Annotated in this window: 15 protein-coding genes and 1 riboswitch; of the genes, 7 read left to right on the top strand and 8 right to left on the bottom strand. The window is 61.4% G+C overall.

Features of this window, described 5'->3' with window-relative positions:
• Positions 1–122: 122 nt before the first annotated feature.
• The 3 genes from cpdA to CER19_RS09630 all read right to left on the bottom strand — a co-directional run bounded on the left by cpdA (position 123) and on the right by CER19_RS09630 (position 2,090).
• Positions 123–935 carry a 3',5'-cyclic-AMP phosphodiesterase gene (gene cpdA / locus CER19_RS09640; protein WP_116666253.1) on the bottom strand — a complete coding sequence of 271 codons (813 nt, stop codon included), beginning with the start codon at positions 933–935 and terminating at the stop codon, positions 123–125.
• Positions 936–1,032: 97 nt separating this feature from the next.
• Positions 1,033–1,482 carry a DUF1249 domain-containing protein gene (locus tag CER19_RS09635; protein WP_073524857.1) on the bottom strand — a complete coding sequence of 150 codons (450 nt, stop codon included), beginning with the start codon at positions 1,480–1,482 and terminating at the stop codon, positions 1,033–1,035.
• Positions 1,473–2,090: an NUDIX domain-containing protein gene (locus CER19_RS09630; protein ID WP_032893869.1), complete on the bottom strand. Its 618-nt coding sequence runs from the start codon at positions 2,088–2,090 to the stop codon at positions 1,473–1,475. The genes CER19_RS09635 and CER19_RS09630 overlap by 10 nt, the downstream gene beginning before the upstream one ends.
• A gap of 193 nt (positions 2,091–2,283) precedes the next feature.
• Here CER19_RS09630 and CER19_RS09625 point away from each other — a divergent pair, with 193 nt between their 5' ends.
• On the top strand, positions 2,284–3,030 hold the full coding sequence (locus CER19_RS09625) for an RsiV family protein (protein ID WP_116666252.1): 747 nt from the start codon (positions 2,284–2,286) through the stop codon (positions 3,028–3,030).
• Positions 3,031–3,213: 183 nt separating this feature from the next.
• On the opposite strand, the gene thiC is transcribed toward CER19_RS09625, so the two are convergent.
• Positions 3,214–5,103: a phosphomethylpyrimidine synthase ThiC gene (thiC, locus tag CER19_RS09620; protein ID WP_014716647.1), complete on the bottom strand. Its 1,890-nt coding sequence runs from the start codon at positions 5,101–5,103 to the stop codon at positions 3,214–3,216.
• A gap of 149 nt (positions 5,104–5,252) precedes the next feature.
• Positions 5,253–5,358: riboswitch (TPP riboswitch) on the bottom strand.
• A 196-nt stretch (positions 5,359–5,554) separates the two neighbouring features.
• Between thiC and CER19_RS09615 the strand changes: the two genes are divergently transcribed.
• Complete coding sequence (locus tag CER19_RS09615) at positions 5,555–6,994, top strand: TolC family outer membrane protein (protein WP_116666251.1); 1,440 nt, start codon at positions 5,555–5,557, stop codon at positions 6,992–6,994.
• 136 nt (positions 6,995–7,130) lie between these two features.
• Here the strand turns inward: CER19_RS09615 and waaA are convergent, their stop codons facing one another.
• A complete protein-coding gene (gene waaA, locus CER19_RS09610) occupies positions 7,131–8,408 on the bottom strand; it encodes a lipid IV(A) 3-deoxy-D-manno-octulosonic acid transferase (protein ID WP_116666250.1) in 1,278 nt (425 codons plus the stop codon).
• Positions 8,409–8,431: 23 nt separating this feature from the next.
• A complete protein-coding gene (locus CER19_RS09605) occupies positions 8,432–9,322 on the bottom strand; it encodes a LysR family transcriptional regulator (protein ID WP_116666249.1) in 891 nt (296 codons plus the stop codon).
• A 201-nt stretch (positions 9,323–9,523) separates the two neighbouring features.
• Between CER19_RS09605 and CER19_RS09600 the strand changes: the two genes are divergently transcribed.
• From CER19_RS09600 to CER19_RS09585, 4 genes are read left to right on the top strand one after another with little or no spacing between them, the layout of a single operon-like run.
• Positions 9,524–9,859, top strand: a complete 336-nt coding sequence (locus CER19_RS09600) for a multidrug efflux SMR transporter (RefSeq protein ID WP_003188013.1) — start codon at positions 9,524–9,526, stop codon at positions 9,857–9,859.
• 55 nt (positions 9,860–9,914) lie between these two features.
• Positions 9,915–11,090, top strand: coding sequence for an FAD-binding oxidoreductase (locus tag CER19_RS09595; protein WP_116666248.1), 1,176 nt, complete (start codon positions 9,915–9,917; stop codon positions 11,088–11,090).
• Positions 11,087–11,899 (top strand): aldo/keto reductase, encoded by an 813-nt coding sequence (locus CER19_RS09590; RefSeq protein WP_014716642.1) that lies wholly within the window; start codon positions 11,087–11,089, stop codon positions 11,897–11,899. The genes CER19_RS09595 and CER19_RS09590 overlap by 4 nt, the downstream gene beginning before the upstream one ends.
• 42 nt (positions 11,900–11,941) lie before the next feature.
• Entirely contained in the window at positions 11,942–12,901 is a 960-nt protein-coding gene (locus CER19_RS09585; RefSeq protein WP_116666247.1) for a metal ABC transporter ATPase, read from the top strand.
• 27 nt (positions 12,902–12,928) lie between these two features.
• Here the strand turns inward: CER19_RS09585 and hldE are convergent, their stop codons facing one another.
• Together hldE and msbA are read right to left on the bottom strand one after the other, a co-directional pair.
• On the bottom strand, positions 12,929–14,353 hold the full coding sequence (hldE, locus tag CER19_RS09580; protein ID WP_116666257.1) for a bifunctional D-glycero-beta-D-manno-heptose-7-phosphate kinase/D-glycero-beta-D-manno-heptose 1-phosphate adenylyltransferase HldE: 1,425 nt from the start codon (positions 14,351–14,353) through the stop codon (positions 12,929–12,931).
• 229 nt (positions 14,354–14,582) lie between these two features.
• The gene (gene msbA / locus CER19_RS09575) at positions 14,583–16,388 is read right to left on the bottom strand and encodes a lipid A export permease/ATP-binding protein MsbA (protein ID WP_116666246.1); all 1,806 of its coding nucleotides are present in this window, start codon (positions 16,386–16,388) and stop codon (positions 14,583–14,585) included.
• A 158-nt stretch (positions 16,389–16,546) separates the two neighbouring features.
• On the opposite strand from msbA, the gene CER19_RS09570 reads away from it, so the two are divergent.
• Positions 16,547–18,388 carry a bifunctional O-antigen ligase/aminoglycoside phosphotransferase family protein gene (locus tag CER19_RS09570; protein WP_116666245.1) on the top strand — a complete coding sequence of 614 codons (1,842 nt, stop codon included), beginning with the start codon at positions 16,547–16,549 and terminating at the stop codon, positions 18,386–18,388.
• The last annotated feature ends 53 nt before the right edge of the window (positions 18,389–18,441 follow it).

Raw genomic sequence — 18,441 nt, 5'->3', positions numbered from 1 at the left:
GCAAGTTAGCGCGTATCGCCTTTTCGCTCATGAAAAATCAAAGCGAGTACCAATCAAAAGCGTTTTTTGGGGCTTCCCCCCAACCATAGAATCTCCCACCTTTTGATCAGTGTTTGCAGGCCTTAATAGCCGTTGCTGCCGTAATCGACCGTAAAAGCGAAGCCTTTGACCCGCTCCACCCCCGTCTCCAACCGTCCGTCGCCATGCAAGCGCAACCAGCGATACCCCGGCGCCTGCTCGCTGACCTGGAAATCCTCACTTCCCGGCGCGAACTGGATACAGGTGGACGGCGAAGCCAGCAGTCGCACACCGTTGCGCTCGCCGTCGATCTCCTGATGCACATGCCCCCAGAGCAATGCCTTGGTCTGCGGGAAGCGCTCAAGCACGGCAAACAGCGCCTCGGGGTTGCGCAGGCCGATCGGCTCCATCCACGCACAGCCGATGGGCACCGGATGATGGTGGAAACACACCAGGTGATGGCGGTCCGGCGCTTCGCTCAAGGCCCGCGCCAGCCGTTGCAGTTGCTCGTCTTGCAAGTCCCCCGGCACCGCCCCGGGTACCGCCGAATCCAGCAGGGTGATACGCCAGTTGCCGATATCCACCACCGGTTCGAGCAAATCACTGTGCATGGCAGCCTGGGCCATAACCTGCGGTTCGTCGTGGTTGCCGGGAATCCAGCGCGCCGGGGCGCCAAGGGGAGCGGTCAAATCGCGAAACTGCTGATAGGACGCCAGCGTGCCGTCCTGAGACAAGTCGCCGGTCGCCAGTATCAGGTCGATGGCCGGCTGTTGCGCGCGCACCAGCTCGACCACCCGCTGCAGGCTTTCACGGGTGTTCATGCCCAGCAGCGTGGCGTCAGCGTCGGCAAACAGATGGCTGTCGGACAACTGCACCAGCAACACGGCATCAGGATTCACGGCGGATACGCTCGGCAAGGCGCTCTCCCTGGCAACTACAGGCATGGACATTTTGCGCGATTATGCTGGGGCAGGACACAAAGAGGAAACCTAAGGAAGCAGGCACAGTTCACCTCTACCGCACCACTTCAAATTCATGGCCCAAGGCGAGGCAGTGGCTGAGCCATTCACCGAGGAACACATTGAGCTGTGCTTTCTCATCGGGCTGGTGCATGAACACATTCGGGTAAGGATAGATGCTGCGAAAGCGTCGCGCATGCTCGGCGCTGATCACTTCGGCCATACGGGCGTCGTGGTACACCTGTACTTCCAGTTGCGGCACCGGCAACCACGGCAGGCTGTGTTCCTGGCGTACCCGCAGTGTGGTGGTATATGGGCAGGTGAGAATGACTTCCAGGGTCAGCACGCCAAGCATCTGGTCGCCATGGGTCACGGCGATTCGCCGCGCCTGGGGGGTGTGACGCATGTCCGGGAGCAGGCGCATCAGCCGCGCATAATTGGCCTCGCAGGCCGCTTGCAGCCCGATCAGGTCAACTCGATAACGTTCCCGTGCCTTTACTGCCATAACCCCCTCACTTCCGCGCGATTAAGCGCAAGCCATTGCAGGGCGATAATGCTGGCTGCGTTGGAAATTTTGCCGTCGCGCACCGCCTGCAATGCATCTTCGAATGCCCAGGCGGTGACGCGGATATCTTCTGCCTCTTCTTCCAATCCATGGACGCCACCCGCGCCCGAGCTGTCGCAACGGCCCAGGTACAGGTGGACAAATTCGGTACTGCCGCCCGGCGACGGGAAATACTTGGTGATCGGCCACAACGCGGAGAACGTCAGCCCAGCTTCCTCCTCGGCCTCGCGGTGTGCAACCTCCTCGGGTTGCTCATCCTTGTCAATCAGGCCGGCGACCATCTCCACCAGCCAGGGGTTATCGGCGCGGCCCATGGCGCCGACGCGGAACTGTTCGATCAGCACCACCTCATCGCGCAGCGGGTCGTAGGGCAGCACGCACACGGCGTCATGACGCACGAACACTTCGCGGTTGATCACCCGGCTCATGCCACCGTCGAATTTCTCGTGGCGCAGTTGCACGCGATCGAGCTTGTAGAAGCCTTTATAGGCATTGTCACGCTGAACAATCTCGATTTTGTTCGGCGTCGACTTCGCGATGTCCGTCATGGTGTCCCTCGTTAAGCTCGTGCAATGGGCGCCATCCTAACGCGCCGACGCCCGTTGATGCAGCCCCTTTGCGGTTGCCGAGAGAGGCGGCGGGCGTCAAACTCACTGCAATCAGTTTAGTGGCGAACTGGCGGCCACGTTGGCAGTCCAAGCGCTACTCTTCTCGCTTTCCATCGATTTACGAAGGACACACATGTCGCTTTTAAAAATCGCCTCCGTGGCCTGTATTGCCTTGACCCTGGGTGCTTGCCAGAGCCTGTTCCAACCCGCTTATCTCAAACCGCTGGACGTTACCACCGACAAGTCGGAGCAGATCAAGCCCGGCTGTGACAGCCCGGCCTGCCCGCTGGTGAACATCGACACCGTGCATTTCCCCGCCGAGCCACAACTCGACAGCCTGGTGGAACAGCGCTTGCTGCAAATGACCCGCACCACGCCTGGCGCCAGCGTACCGGCGAGCCTGAACGCCTACCGGAACACCTTCCTGCGTGAGTCGCCTGACCGCCACGGCATGTACTTGCAAGCCAAGGTACGTGACCAGCATGACGGACTGGTGATCGTTGAAGTGTCCAGCTACTTGGACACCGGCGCCGCACACGGCGAGCCAGGCCGCGGGTTTATCAACTATTCACGGATTCTGCATAAGGAACTGACCCTGGCCGACATGCTGCTGCCCGGCCAGGAGCAGGCCTTCTGGAATACCGCGAAAGTTGCCCACAATAGCTGGTTGATCAGCACCAAGATGGATCGCGATCCGGAGTTCGTGAAGAGCTGGCCGTTCCAGAAAACCCCGAACGTGGCCTTGACCAGCGGCGGTGTGGTGCTCAAGTACAACGTCAGCACCATTGCCCCTTACGCACAGGGGCTGATCGAAATCACCCTCCCCTATACGCGCCTCACCGGCGTGATCAAGCCTGAACTGGTGCCCGCACGCCGTTGATCGGTTGACGGTTCAAGGGTGTTATTGCAGAGGGAGATTGGGTGTTTGTCGGATCGCTATCGCGGGCAAGCCCGACTCCCACAGGGGACCTGTTTGTGAACACAAAATCTGTGTACCACTCGGCCAACTGTGGGAGCCGGGCTTGCCCGCGATGACGGCGGTGCAGACACCGCCGCCTAAGGATCAGACCTTCTTGTAGAGCTGGCTGCCCTCCTGCTTGAACCGCTCAGCCTGCTCGGCCAAGCCCTTGGCCACGTCCACATCCACCGCATCGATGCGCTGGTTGGCCGCGTACTCACGCACTTCCTGGGTGATTTTCATCGAGCAGAACTTAGGCCCGCACATCGAGCAGAAATGCGCGACCTTGGCCGAATCCTTCGGCAAGGTTTCATCGTGGTACGAACGTGCGGTATCCGGGTCCAGGCCGAGGTTGAACTGGTCTTCCCAGCGGAATTCGAAGCGCGCCTTGCTCAGGGCGTTATCGCGAATCTGCGCGCCGGGGTGGCCTTTGGCGAGGTCGGCAGCGTGGGCCGCGATCTTGTAGGTAATGATCCCGGTCTTCACGTCGTCCTTGTTCGGCAGACCCAAGTGTTCCTTGGGCGTAACGTAGCAGAGCATGGCGCAACCGAACCAGCCGATCATCGCCGCGCCAATGCCTGAGGTGATGTGGTCGTAGCCCGGTGCAATGTCGGTGGTCAGCGGGCCTAGGGTGTAGAACGGCGCCTCGTCGCAGCATTCCAGTTGCTTGTCCATGTTCTCCTTGATCAGTTGCATCGGCACATGGCCAGGGCCTTCGATCATGGTTTGCACGTCGTGCTTCCAGGCGGTCTTGGTCAGTTCGCCAAGGGTTTCCAGTTCGCCGAACTGCGCGGCGTCGTTGGCATCGGCAATCGAACCCGGGCGCAAGCCATCGCCAAGGGAGAAGCTGACGTCATAGGCCTTCATGATTTCGCAGATTTCGTCGAAATGCGTGTAGGTGAAGTTCTCTTTGTGGTGGGCCAGGCACCACTTGGCCATGATCGAACCGCCACGGGAGACGATGCCAGTCACGCGCTTGGCAGTCAGCGGCACATAACGCAGCAATACCCCAGCGTGAATGGTGAAGTAGTCGACGCCCTGCTCGGCCTGTTCGATCAAGGTGTCGCGGAACAGCTCCCAGGTCAGGTCTTCGGCTGCGCCACCGACTTTTTCCAGGGCCTGGTAGATCGGCACAGTACCGATTGGCACTGGCGAGTTGCGGATGATCCACTCGCGGGTTTCGTGGATGTGCTTGCCGGTGGACAGGTCCATCACGGTGTCCGAGCCCCAGCGGATACCCCAGGTGAGTTTCGCCACTTCCTCTTCGATGGACGAACCCAGGGCGCTGTTGCCAATGTTGCCGTTGATCTTCACCAGGAAGTTACGGCCGATGATCATCGGCTCTAGCTCGGTGTGGTTGATGTTGGCCGGGATGATCGCGCGGCCCCGGGCGATTTCTTCGCGCACGAATTCAGGCGTGATGATTTTCGGCACGCTGGCGCCGAAGCTGTGACCGGCGTGCTGTTGATCAAGCAGGCCACTGGCGCGGGCCTCTTCAAGCTTCATGTTTTCGCGGATGGCAACGTATTCCATCTCGGCCGTGATGATGCCTTTGCGCGCGTAGTGCATTTGCGTGACGTTGGCACCCGCCTTGGCGCGGCGCGGGTTCTTTACATGGGCAAAACGCAGGGCAGTCAGTTCGGCGTCGCTCAAGCGTTGCTGGCCGAAGTGCGAGGTGAGACCGGGCAGGCGCTCGGTGTCGTCGCGTACTTCGATCCACGGCGAGCGCACGTCGGCCAGGCCTTTGCGCACGTCGATAATCACATTCGGGTCGGTGTAGGGGCCGGAGGTATCGTAGACGGTAACCGGCGCGTTGATTTCACCGCCGAAATCGGTGGGCGTGACGTCCAGGCTGATTTCACGCATCGGCACGCGAATATCCGGGCGGGAGCCCTGCACGTAGATTTTTTGCGAGCGGGTAAACGGCTGCACGGAGCCGGAGTCGACCTTGGCCGATTCACTCAGGTGCACGGTATTTTTTAGTTTTGTACTCATCACAGGCTCTCCAACTTATCCAGGCGGTGGATTTTTGTCGGAGCGAACCTGTGACGGACGGACGCACTGGAAGCAGTGCTGTGCTTGGCGCACGAGGGCTGTTCGATTGTCGAACAACATCCCGGACGAAGCACAAGAAGACTCGCCGGGTGACGAGAAATCTTGTTCCCTACGCAGGCGCTAACCTGATCAGGTTCAACGGGATCCGGTATTTACCGATCTCAGCCTTCCAACAAGGCACCCCGACAAGAACGCGGCCAGTCTAGACCATGGCATGGGCAAATTGCCAATAGCGGTGCATTCAGCGTGATGAATGGCGTGATCGTGGGATTGTTGTGTGAAGGTACGGCCACTACACTCGGGCACGGCCTCAAGGCTTGACGCCAGGCATGGCCAGCCTTAGCCTTGGGCGCTGAATTATCACCGTAATATTCATACTAGGGATCGCCTCATGCTGCGCAAATTCTCACTGGCTGTTGCCGTGTCTTGTGCGACCAACGGACTGGTCTGGGCAGCTGAAGCGCCCTTATCCGCCAATACCGACCTGGTCAGCGTCTATCAGGAAGCGGCGAACAACAACGCCGACCTGGCCGCTGCCCGTGCCCAGTACGGCGCGCAAAAAGAAGTGGTGCCCCAGGCTCGCGCAGGCTTGCTGCCGAATCTGTCGGCCGGGGCCGACAGCAACAACGTGCGCACCCAGATCGACCAACCGGCCGCCACGGCCAACCGTGACGCCCACTCCTGGCGCGCCACCCTGAGCCAGCCGCTGTTTCGCGCCGACCGCTGGTTCCAGCTGCAAGCCGCCCAAGCGGTCAACGAGCAAGCCTCACTGCAACTGTCGGCCTCCGAGCAGAACCTGATTTTGCAAAGTGCCGAAAGCTACTTCGCCGTGCTGCGCGCCCAGGACAACCTGGCGTCGACCAAAGCCGAAGAAAATGCCTTCAAGCGCCAGCTCGACCAGTCCAACGAACGCTTCGATGTGGGCCTGTCGGACAAGACCGATGTGCTGCAATCCCAGGCCAGCTACGACACTGCCCGGGCCAACCGCATCCTGGCCCAGCGTCAGGTGGACGACGCTTTCGAAGCGCTGATCACCCTGACCAACCGCCAATACAATTCGATCCAGGGCATCGTCCACACGCTGCCGGTGCTGCCGCCGGCGCCGAACGACGCCAAGGCCTGGGTCGAAACTGCCGGGCGCCAGAACCTCAACCTGCTCGCCAGCAATTACGCGGTAACCGCCGCCGAAGAAACCCTCAGGCAGCGCAAAGCCGGCCACTTGCCGACGCTCGATGCGGTTGCGCAATACGAAAAAGGCGACAACGACGCCCTGGGCTTCAGCAACCCGAATCAGTTGCCTATCCCGTACGGCGGCGATGTGTCGCAACGCACCGTCGGCCTGCGGTTGAACATCCCGATCTACAGCGGCGGCCTTACCAGCTCGCAAGTGCGCGAATCCTATTCGCGCCTCGACCAGACCGAGCAACAGCGCGAAGGCCTGCGCCGTCAGGTGGTGGAAAACACCCGCAATCTGCACCGCGCAGTCAACACCGATGTAGAGCAGGTGCAAGCGCGTCGCCAGTCGATCATCTCCAACCAGAGCGCGGTGGAAGCCACGGAAATCGGCTATCAGGTGGGCACGCGCAACATCGTCGACGTACTGGATTCACAGCGCCAGCTGTACGCGTCGGTGCGCAACTACAACAACAGCCGCTACGATTACATCCTCGACAACCTGCGCTTGAAGCAGGCGGCGGGCACGCTCAACCCAGGGGATCTGCAAGACCTGGCGCGCTATCTCAAGGCCGACTACAACCCGGACAAAGACTTCCTGCCGCCGGACCTGGCCAAAGCCGCTGCCGAACAGCTCAAGGCCCGCCCCGGCTATTAAAATGTGGGAGCTGGCTTGCCTCTTTAGGAGCGAGCTTGCTCGCGAAAAACTTACAGGCGCCGCGTTCATTCAGCAAACACGCGTTATCGTTGACGTTTTTCGCGAGCAAGCTCGCTCCTACATTGGGTGGGTGTTGTCAGTGTTTGATCAGTCTGTCCAAGCCATCCAGTAAACGCTTTAACGCGCCCTGGTTGGCCTGCATCACCTTGAGCCCCGCCTGCGCCATCTTGCGTGCGTCCTGGGGCAATTCGAACAACTGTCGCACCGCCTCGGCCAGCCCATCGGCATCGTCCACCTCTCGCAACGCCCCGGCGTCGCGCATCATCGCGGTGATGTCGAGGAAGTTGAAGACATGCGGGCCCATGATCACCGGTTTGCCCAACGCCGCAGGTTCCAGCGGGTTGTGCCCTCCGGTCGGCACCAGGCTGCCGCCGACGAACGCACTGTCGGCCAGGGCGTAAAGAAACAGCAATTCGCCCATGGTGTCGCCAAGCAGCACCGAGGTTTGCTCGGTGACCGGCTCACCACTGGAGCGACGCACGGTGGCAAACCCTTGCTGCACACAGCGCTCAAACGTCGGGCCAAAGCGCTCCTGATGACGGGGCACCAGAATCAGCAGTGCATTGGGATAGTTCGCCAGCAACTGGCGATGAGCTGCCAGCACCACGTCGTCTTCACCTTCGTGGGTACTGGCGGCGATCCAGACCGGACGCTCGCTGGCGCCCCATTGCTCACGCAGGGCAGCGGCGCGGGCCGTCAACTGGGGGTCGATGCTCAGGTCGAACTTGATCGAGCCGGTCACTTCCACGGTTTCAGGACGTGCACCCAGGCTGCGCAAGCGTTCGGCCTCGGTCTCGGTCTGTACGGCGAACAAGCTCATTTCTGCCAGCATCGGCGCCGTCAGCTTGGCAAATCGCGCGTACCCCTTGGCCGAACGCGCCGACAACCGTGCATTGGCCAGCGCCACCGGGATACCGCGCTGGGCGCAGGCATGGATATGGTTGGGCCACAGCTCGGTTTCCATGATCACGGCCAGCGTGGGCTGCACGCGGTTCAAAAAACGCTTGGCAGCGCACGGCAAGTCGTACGGCAAGTAGCAATGCTGGATGCGCGGTTCGTTGGCGAACAACGCCTGGATCCGCTCGGAACCGGTGGGCGTCATACAGGTGACGGTAATCGGCAGCTGTGGATAACGCTCCAACAAGCCGCGAACCATCGGGGCGGCGGCAATGCTTTCGCCGACCGACACCGCGTGCACCCAGATCCCGCCGGGCCGCATCACCGGCAAGCCATAGGAAAACCGCTCGCCCACCCGCTTGGCATAGGCCGGCGCTTTGCGCGCACGCAACCACAAGCGTAAAGCCACCAACGGCAGCGCCAGGTAAAACAGACAGCTGTAGAGAGTTCTATTCATGGCGGCGGAGTTTATCGGCTTTTTCAGTCGATCGCCTGCAAGCACTCGGCAAAACGTTTGGCCAAGAAGCGCGCGGCGGGCCCAAGGTGCTCGTCGCGGCGCCACACCAGTTCCACCACCAGGGCGGGCGGGGTCCATTCGCTGGTCAATTCGACCATCTGTTGCTGATAGGTCGGGTATTGCACGATATGCCGCGGCAGCCAGGCCCAGCCCAGGCCACTCATCAGCCATTCGGCCAATACGTAGAAGCTGTCGGCGCGCCACACCAGGGGGCTGGCCGCCTCGCTGCCGGGGTAGACGCTGGTCTGGGTCGACATCAGCAACTGCCGAAACTGGGCCAGGTGTTGGCACGTCACGTACTGCTCCTTGGCCAACGGGTGATTGACTCCGCACACCGTGACCATTTCCACACTGCCCACCACCCGTCGCTCCAGGGCTTCGGGAATCTGGTCGTGATAGAACAGCAGCCCCAGGTCCGCCTTGCGCTCCACCAGCTTGCGCGCCACATCGCCCTGGGCTGCGCTGGACAACTGCACCTCCAGCAGCGGGTAGTGCACGGCCAGCGCCTCCAGGCTGTCGAGCACAGGCTGGAACAACATCGCCTCATCCTGGGCCAGTCGCAGGCAGGCTTCCTCGCCGCGGGTCAACGATAAGGCCCGGCCCGTGAGGCGCTCACACTGGCGCAGCACCTCACGCGCTTCCTCCAGCAACACACTGCCGGCCTCAGTCAGGCGCGGTTGCCGGCCGCTGCTACGTTCGAACAGCACAACGCCCAAGTCCGCCTCCAGCAGGGCAATGGCATTGCTGACCGCCGATTGCGCCTTGCGTTGCCCGCGCGCCACAGCGGAAAACGAGCGCTGCTCGGCGACGCTGACAAACAGGCGCATCTGCTCCAGATCCCATTGCACGCTCATGGCTCAACCCATCTCAATTCCAGATAGGTAATGACTTTACCCCATCTGGCAGACAGCTAAAATGCCGACCACTGTAGGAGCGAGCTTGCTCGCGAAAAACTCACAGGCGCCGCGTTTATTCAGAAAGCGCGGGTTATCGTTGACGATTTTCGCGAGCAAGCTCGCTCCTACAGTTATTGAAACCACACCGAGGACTTGCCCATGAATGCCGCCTACTACTACTTGGCCATCGCCATCTGCTCGGAAGTGATCGCCACCGTTTCCATGAAAGCCATCAAAGGCTGGAGCACCCCTATTCCGTTGTTGTTGGTGATCGTCGGTTACGGCGTGGCGTTCTGGATGCTGACTCTAGTGGTGCGCACCGTGCCGGTCGGCGTGGCGTACGCGGTATGGGCCGGGATGGGCATTGTCATGGTCAGCATCGCGGCGCTGTTCATCTACGGGCAGAAGCTGGATGTGCCGGCGATGCTGGGGATGGGCCTGATTGTGCTGGGCGTGGTGGTGATTCAGCTGTTCTCGAAAACCGCCGGGCACTGACCGCCACTCAACAGCCTGTATACTGCGCCTCTTGTCTTGAACACTGAGGTCGCCGATGCCATCCGTTATTTCCACCGACGTTCTGATTGTCGGCGCCGGGGTTGCCGGCCTCTGGCTCAATGCGCGCCTGCGCGGCCAGGGGTTTTCCACGGTTCTGGTGGAAAGCGCCACCCTGGGCGGCGGGCAAAGCCTGAAGTCCCAGGGGATCATTCACGGCGGAGCGAAATACGCCCTGCATGGCGCCCTCACCGGCGCCTCCGAAGCCATTGCCGACATGCCGCGCCGCTGGCGTGAAGCCCTGGCCGGCAACGGCGAGCTGGACCTGTCCGGTGTGCGCGTGCTGTCCCAGGCGCATTACTTGTGGTCGCCCGGCACGATTGCCGGCAACCTCACCAGCTTTTTCGCCAGCAAGGCCGTGCGTGGCCGCGTCGATCAGGTCAAGGGCGACGAACTGCCCCTGGCGCTGCAGGACCGTCGCTTCAAAGGCAAGGTCTACCGCCTGGCCGAGCTGGTGGTGGACGTGCCCAGCCTGATCAATCGCCTGGCGCAACTGGCCGGTGACAGTCTGCTCGCAGGTGTGCACATCGAACCGTTGCTAGAGGGTGACACCCTGGTGGGCTTGAAGGTCGATGGCCGTGAGATCCGCGCCCAGCGCATAGTCCTGAGCGCTGGCGGCGGCACGGCAGACTTGCTTGCCTCCCTGGGCCATAGCCAGCCGGCCATGCAAAAACGCCCGCTGCACATGATCATCGCCAAAGGCCCCGGCCTCAAGCCGCTGTACGCCCACTGCCTGGGCGGCGGCACCAAGCCGCGCCTCACCGTGACCACCCACCCGGCCGCGGATGGCAACTGGGTGTGGTACATGGGCGGCGATATCGCCGAGGCTGACGGCGTGGCACGTACGCCGCAAGAACAGATCGCCACCGCGCAGAAAGAGCTGGCGCAACTGCTGCCCTGGATCGACATGAGCCAGACCCAGTGGGCCACGCTGCGGGTGGATCGCGCCGAGCCGCTGCAATCGGGGCTGAGCCGTCCCGATAACGCGTTCCTTGCCGAAGACGGCCGCCTGCTGGTCGGCTGGCCCACCAAACTGGCCTTGGCGCCGGACTTCGCCGACCGCGTACTCCACGCTCTGGAGCGCGACGGCATCCGCCCAGGCGCCAATACCCCGCTGCCCGAGCTGCCAGCACCGGCAATCGGCCAACCCGTCTGGGAGCAACTGTTGCCATGAGCCTGCCAACCCTGCACGACCTGCATCGCCCCCTGGGCAGCACCGGCCTGCTGGTGTCGCCCCTGGGCCTGGGCACCGTCAAGTTGGGCCGCGACCAAGGAGTGAAATACCCCAATGGCTTTCAGATCCCTGGCGACGACGAGGCCCGCATGCTGTTGCGCCAGGCCCGCGAGCTGGGCATCAACCTGATCGACACCGCGCCGGCCTATGGCATGAGCGAAGAGCGGCTGGGGCCGCTGCTGCGTGACCAGCGCAAGGACTGGGTCATCGTCAGCAAGGTTGGCGAAGAGTTTGCCAATGGCGTGTCCCATCACGATTTCAGCGCCGCCCATACGCGAATGTCGATCGAACGCAGCCTGAAACGACTTGAAACGGATTTTATCGACCTGGTGCTGGTGCATTCCGATGGCAACGACTTGCATATCCTCAACGATTGCGAGGTTTACCAGACCCTGGCGCAGTTGAAGAAAGACGGCAAGATTCGCGGCTTCGGCTTCTCCGGCAAAACCGTCGAGGGCGGCGTGAAAGCGCTGGAACAGGGCGACTGCGCGATGGTCACCTACAACCTCAACGAACAGGCTGAGAAGGCCGTGATCGACTATGCGGCCGCCCACGGCAAGGGCATCCTGGTGAAAAAGGCCCTGGCCAGCGGCCATGTATGCCTGGAACCGGGAATGGATCCAATTCAGGCCAGTTTCACTTTGTTGTTCGCGCAAACGGGCGTCGCCAGTGCTATTGTCGGGACCATTAATCCGCTGCACCTGGCCCATAACGTAGCAACTGCTGCCCGGGTCATTCGTCAACTCTGATGCCGCCCACGCGGCCGACCCCCGTCGCAAGAAGGAGCCGACATGCCGCGTACGCTCATAAGAAAGAACCCCAGCAACTTCAAGACACTGCCGCTGCACGTCGAAGCCACCCCCGAAGGCCTGAGCTACCAGAGCGTCGGCATGCCGCTCAACTTCGCCCAGACCCTGCAACGGCGCAAGCCGGTCGAGGTGCCAGATGCCGAACGCTTCGCCCTGGAACTGGCGAACCTCGGCGTCTCGGTGCGCCTGACCCTGCATTGGCAAAACAAGGACTACTGGGTGCTGGTGCGCCAACGCCGCCAGGACCGTGGCGACGTGGTGCTCAAGCTGATCGCCGGCTACGTCCCGGCCCATGAACTGAACCTGCCGCTGCACACCGCCATCCAGGAAATTGCCGAAGAGTGCCTGCTTGAAACCCCCGAAGGCTGGCTCGGCGGGCGCTTCAACGACACCTGGCTGCCGGCACCCTACTCCGCCGCTTTGCATTACCGCGAGGCCCTGCCGTTTCGCCTGAGCCCTTTGTCTGGGGCCGCACGCCCGGTGCGCTGCGCCACCATGCAACTGATCGAGCGCCCACGGGCCTACGTGCACCTGCCGACCGCCTCCCTGCAATTGATTTATGACCTGCGCCTGGAAGTGCCGAAGGAGGCCAAGTCCCTCAGTTTGTTTCATGTGGATGAGCGATTGGAGGGCGACCAACTGGTGGCACGCCTGGATCGTCAGCGTCCGGACCTGTACTTGATGCCGCTCAAAGACGGAGAGCCGCTTGCAGAGCTGTACACGGTCAAGAAAGACCAGCTGTACCCGGCCAGCACGCGCGGCCTGTATCTGGCGGAAAGTTTTGCCCAGCAAGAGGGCTGGCTGGTGCGCGATGAGCGGATTCGCTGGAAGGATTGGCTCAGGCAGCAGGGCCTGGCAGAACCGGAAAAGGACTCCAAGCTCAAGCGCTTGACCGGCAAGGCGCGGCAGATGCTGCGCAAGATGGTGCCGAAGAAAAGCTAGGGGCGAGCAGGCTCGCCCCACGGGGTATCACTCGTTGTTGCGGATCTTCTCGACAATCGCGGTGGTGGAGCTGTTTTCAACCAACCCCAGCACTTTGACCGTGCCGCCGTAGGCGCTGACGATGTCCGCACCGACCACCTGGTCGACGGTGTAGTCACCGCCCTTGACCAGCACGTCGGGCTTGACCTGGGCCAGCAGGTTTTCCGGGGTGCCTTCAGAGAAGCTGATCACCCAGTCCACCGCGCCCAGACCCGCGAGGACCGCCATGCGCCGGTCAACACTGTTGATCGGGCGGCCAGGACCTTTCAAGCGGCTGACCGAAGCGTCATCGTTGACCGCAACGATCAAGCGATCGCCTTGGGCGCTTGCCTGTTCCAGGTACGTCACGTGCCCGGCGTGCAGGATGTCAAAGCAGCCGTTGGTGAACACAATGCTTTCGTTGTGAGCTCGAGCATCGTCAATTGCCAGCAGCAACTGCTCCAGGCCCAGCACACCGCGCTCCGAGCCTTCGGAACGCTGGATCGCACGGCGCAACTCAGGTGCGCTGATGGCGGCGGTACCCAGCTTGCCTACCACAATGCCCGCCGCCAGGTTGGCCAGCGCCACGGCATGGGGCAGCTCCTCACCGGCGGCAATGGAGGCTGCCAGGGTAGAAATCACCGTGTCACCGGCGCCGGTGACGTCAAATACTTCACGGGCACGCGCCGGCAGATGCATGGCCGGATGGCCCGGACGCAGCAGGGTCATGCCGTGCTCGCCACGGGTCACCAGCAAGGCGCCCAGGTCGAGATCCGCCATTAGCGCCGCGCCCTTGCTCACCAACTCGTGCTCATCGGCACAGCCGCCGACGATGGTCTCGAACTCGCTGAGGTTTGGCGTCAGCAGGCTGGCGCCTCGGTAAACCGAGAAGTCCTTGCCCTTGGGATCGGCCAGCACCGGAATGTTGCGGGCCTTGGCGGCCTGGATCAACACCTGGTGATTCTGCAAGGCGCCTTTGCCGTAATCGGACAACACCAGCACCTTGATACCGTCGAGCAGCGCGTCGACCTGGTCGCCGAGGGCCAGGGCGTCGGTGGCGAAGGGCTCTTCGAAATCGATACGCAGCAACTGCTGGTGACGGCTCATGACCCGCAGCTTGACGATGGTCGGCTGATGGGCGATGCGCTGGAACAGCGCACGCACGCCGGCGCCCTGCAGGCTGTTGGCCAGACTTTCGGCCGCTTCGTCGTCGCCGGTCACCCCCACCAGGGAGGCCGGGGCGCCGAGGGCGGCAATATTGAGCGCGACGTTGGCAGCGCCACCTGGGCGGTCTTCGATTTGCTCGACCTTGACGACCGGTACCGGAGCCTCAGGGGAAATCCGTGAGGTACCACCATGCCAGTAACGGTCGAGCATGACATCGCCGACCACCAAGACAGCGGCTTGATTGAATCGCGGCATGGACAACTTCATGGAGCAACCCACATACAAAATGAACAGGGGCGCGATATTAGCACAGGGTTTGCGATGGCTTGCGACCACCGCAGGGCAAATGTGGGAGGGGATTTGCTCTCTGTAGGAGCGAGCTTGCTCGCGAAAAACTCACAGGCGCCGCATTTATTCAGGAAGTGCGGGTCATCGTTGAAGTTTTTCGCGAGCGAGCTCGCTCCTACATTTCATTTGCCCCGTGATGCCGGTTGGATCAGGTGATATCAGCCTGCACCGGTGCATCCAGGCCCATGGCATGCAGGCGGGCGTAGTAACCGTTCTGCGCCAACAACTCGCCATGGGTACCACGCTCGACAATCCGCCCGTCGTCCATCACCAGGATCAGGTCAGCCTTCTCGATGGTGGACAAGCGGTGTGCGATCACCAGAGTCGTGCGGCCTTGCATGACCTTATCGAGTGCCGCCTGAATATGCCGCTCGGACTCGGTGTCGAGAGCGGAGGTGGCCTCGTCGAGGATCAGCAACGGCGCGTTCTTGAGCAATGCACGGGCAATCGCCAAGCGCTGGCGCTGGCCGCCGGACAACAGCACACCGTTCTCACCCACCTGGGTATCGAAGCCCTTGGGCAACTGATCGATGAAGTCCTTGGCGTTGGCATCTGCCGCCGCCGCCTCAACGTCGGCACGAGGCGCACCGGCCAGGTCGCCGTAGGCGATGTTGTTGGTCACGGTGTCGCTGAACAGGGTCACATGCTGGGTGACCTGGGCAATGTGCTTGCGCAGGTTGAGCAGCTTGTAGTCTTCGATCTCGATGCCATCAAGCAGAATTTCACCGCTTTCATGGTGGTAGAAACGCGGGATCAGGCTGGCCAGGGTCGACTTGCCACTGCCTGAACGGCCCACCAGGGCGATCATTTGCCCAGGCTCGGCGGTGAAGCTGATGTCCTTGAGCACGTGGCGTTCGGTGCCTGGGTAGGTGAAGTTCAGATTGCGCACTTCCAGGCGGCCATTGACCTTGTCGCGCTCGATGGTGCCGTGGTCGACCTCAACGTCTTCGTCCAGCTGTTCAAAGATGCTTTCCGCGCCTGCCACACCCTTCTGGATGGTCGAACTGACCTCCGAGAGTTGACGGATCGGCTTTGGCAACAAGCCAGCCAGGGTGATGTAGGCAACCATGTCACCCGCCGAGGCATCGCCACGCAGATACAGGACCAGGAACATCAGCACGGCCATGGCGGAGTAGATCACCAATTGCAGCGCCGGGGTGTAGATCGCCCCGGTGCGGGTCATGCGCAGTTGCTTGTTGGTGTTGCTCTGGCTGGCCTTGAAGAAGCGCTTCTGTTCGTAGACTTCGCCGCCGAAACTGCGCACCACGCGGTAGCCCTGGATGGTCTCCGAGGCCACATGGGTCACGTCGCCCATGGCCACCTGGATCTTCTTGCTCTGCTTGCGAAATTTCTTGCTGGCGGTACTGACCATCACGGCAATCAACGGCAGGATCGCGATCATCACCAACGTGAGGCGCCAGTTCATGTACAGCAAAGAGGCGAACAGGAAGATCACCGTCATGCCTTCGCGAATCACCACCTTGATGGCATCGGTCGCGGCACCCGTGACCATGGTCACGTTGAAGGTGATGCGGGAAATCAGATGCCCGGAGTTGTGGTTATCGAAGTAGCGGTTGGGCAGCGTCAGCAGGTTGTTGAACAGCTGCACCCGCAAGTCGTGGACCAGACCCAGGGAAACCTTGGCCAACAGGTAGTTGCCCAGGAACGAACCCAGGCCCTGCCAGGCCGCGATCAGGATGATCAGCAGCGGCACCGCCTGCAGCAATTGCAGGTCGCGCAAAAAGGGCACGGTCGGAAACAGCACAGCTTCCGGATTGGAAAGGCCGTCGACAAAGTACTTGAGGATGTAACCCAGCATCGGTTGGGTCGACGCGAAAATCAGAAATCCAAGGATACTCAACGCGAACAAGCCCATATAGGGCTTAACGTAACTGAGCAGGCGGAAGTATATTTTCAAGCTCGAAGGGCTTGCGCTCGGACTGGAGTCGGTCATATCACGCGGCGTTTTGAAAAAGGAGGCTGACTTTAGCACAGCTTCTCTGTTGTACTTGCACCCGGCGTAAGCCGCGGCCCGGTTGGATCCTACCGGCGACATTACATAGCCACTAGCTTAAGATGGTCGGCTTTCTCTTTCTGGAATGGCTTTACTGTATGCACTCCAAGCGCCTTACCTATGGCTCAAATCGCGTTTTCGACTTCCTGGTCCTATGGATTTTGCCTGTTGGCTTGTTGCTGCTCCTGAGTGCACTGTTCTTTGTCGGCAATCGCAATGTACTGCACCGAATTGTCTACATCCTGTTCAGCGTACCGACCTTGTTTCTGTTGTGCATGCGCCCTCGGGAGTTCAAGGACCTGCTGCGCGAGCCCCTGGCGATCGCGTTCCTGGCGTTCTCCGCCTGGGCGTTGACCAGTCTGCTCTGGAGCCCCGCGCCCAGTTCTGATACCGACCTGTTCAAACGGCCATTGAATACCTTCATGCTGTTTGGCGGCTGCGGGCTGCTGCTGCATTACCGCAATGAATTGTTCAAACCGATCTTCTTCAGCGCGGCGGTGATTGCGCTGGTGGTGAGCCTGGGTAACCTGGTGGCGTTCGCCAAAGGCTATCAACCTGGCATGCGCATGATTGGTGGTCTGGGCGCCCTCGACAACCCGCTGCTCAGCTCGCACCTGTTTGGCTTTTTCACGGTGTACTGGCTGTACGTGTGCATGACCACTCAGCGCCTCAACGTACTGTGGTTCAGCGTCCCGGCACTGGCAATCATGACCGCTGCGGTGCTGGCGACCGGCTCACGCACGCCGCTGGTGGCGCTGACGCTGGCCATACTTTGGATGAGCTTTGTCAGCCGCAATCGACGCTCAATGCTACTGCTCACCGGCACCGCCTTGGGCATCGTCGGGCTGATGCTGTTCTATCCTGAATCAATCATTATGCGTGGCAGCTCGTTCCGCTTGGAACTGTGGAGCATGTCCTTGCAACTTATCGCCGAGCACCCGTGGATCGGCCATAGTTACGACTCCGAGTTGTTCCTGACCTTGGCGGATGGTTATCAACTGCGCGAGCCTCACAGCTTCGCCCTCGGCGTGCTCTATTACGTCGGCATCATTGGTTTTATCCCCTGGGCCTTTATGCTCGGCTGGGGCCTGTATAAAGGCCTGCAGCAACGCGCCCAGCCGCTGTTCATCCTGGCATCGTCCCTGCTGGCCTATGGCATCGGAGCAGGCCTGACCGAAGGCGGCGGCATATTGTCGCGCCCCAAGGAACACTGGTTCCTGCTGTGGATTCCGTTGGCAATTATCACCGGCCTGAGCCTCGCCCAGCGCCACCGCAGCCTGTTGCGCATGAAGGTGCAGAACCTCAAGCCCGCCGCGTTTGAACAGCTGTGCAGTAACGCCCACGTGATTGAAGCCGATGGCCTGGGGCCCAAAGTCCTGCGCCTGGAGGACGGCAGTTTCCTCAAACTGTTCCGCCCACGCCGCTGGTACACCTCCGGCAGCTTCAACCCGTACTCCGAGCGATTTGCCAGCAACAGCGAGCAACTGCGCACCTTGGGCATTCCTACGCCGCACATCCTCGGGCTCTACCGCCTGGGCGACGCCAGCAGCGCAGTGCGCTACACGCCGTTGCCCGGCCTGACGTTGCGCCAAGCGTTGCAAAGCCTGGACAGCAGCCTGCGTGAGTCACTGGTGGAGCGCTTTGGCCGGTTCATGGCGCAACTGCACGAGCGCGGCGTGTACTTCCGCTCGCTGCATCTGGGTAACGTGTTGTTGATGGACGACGGTGAGTTCGCCCTGATCGACGTGGCCGACCTGCGCGTCTACCCGTCTTCACTGCGTCACGCCCTGCGCCAACGTAACCTGCGCCACATGCAGCGTTATCCCCAGGACCGCAACTGGCTGTTCGAAACGCACTTCGAACAACTGGTCAAAGGTTACGCCTCGGTGGCAAGCCCAGCCGCCACCGCGAAAATCCGCGAGCAGGTCCAAAGCCTGTAAACACCTGTAGGAGCGAGCTTGCTCGCGAGAAACTCACCGGCACCGCGTTTATT

The sequence above is a fragment of the Pseudomonas sp. GL93 genome (genome assembly GCF_003408955.1).
Taxonomy (GTDB): Bacteria; Pseudomonadota; Gammaproteobacteria; order Pseudomonadales; family Pseudomonadaceae; genus Aquipseudomonas; species Aquipseudomonas paracarnis.
The sequence above is the reverse complement of the archived record's forward strand: the minus strand, read 5'-3'. Positions and strand labels throughout refer to the sequence as shown.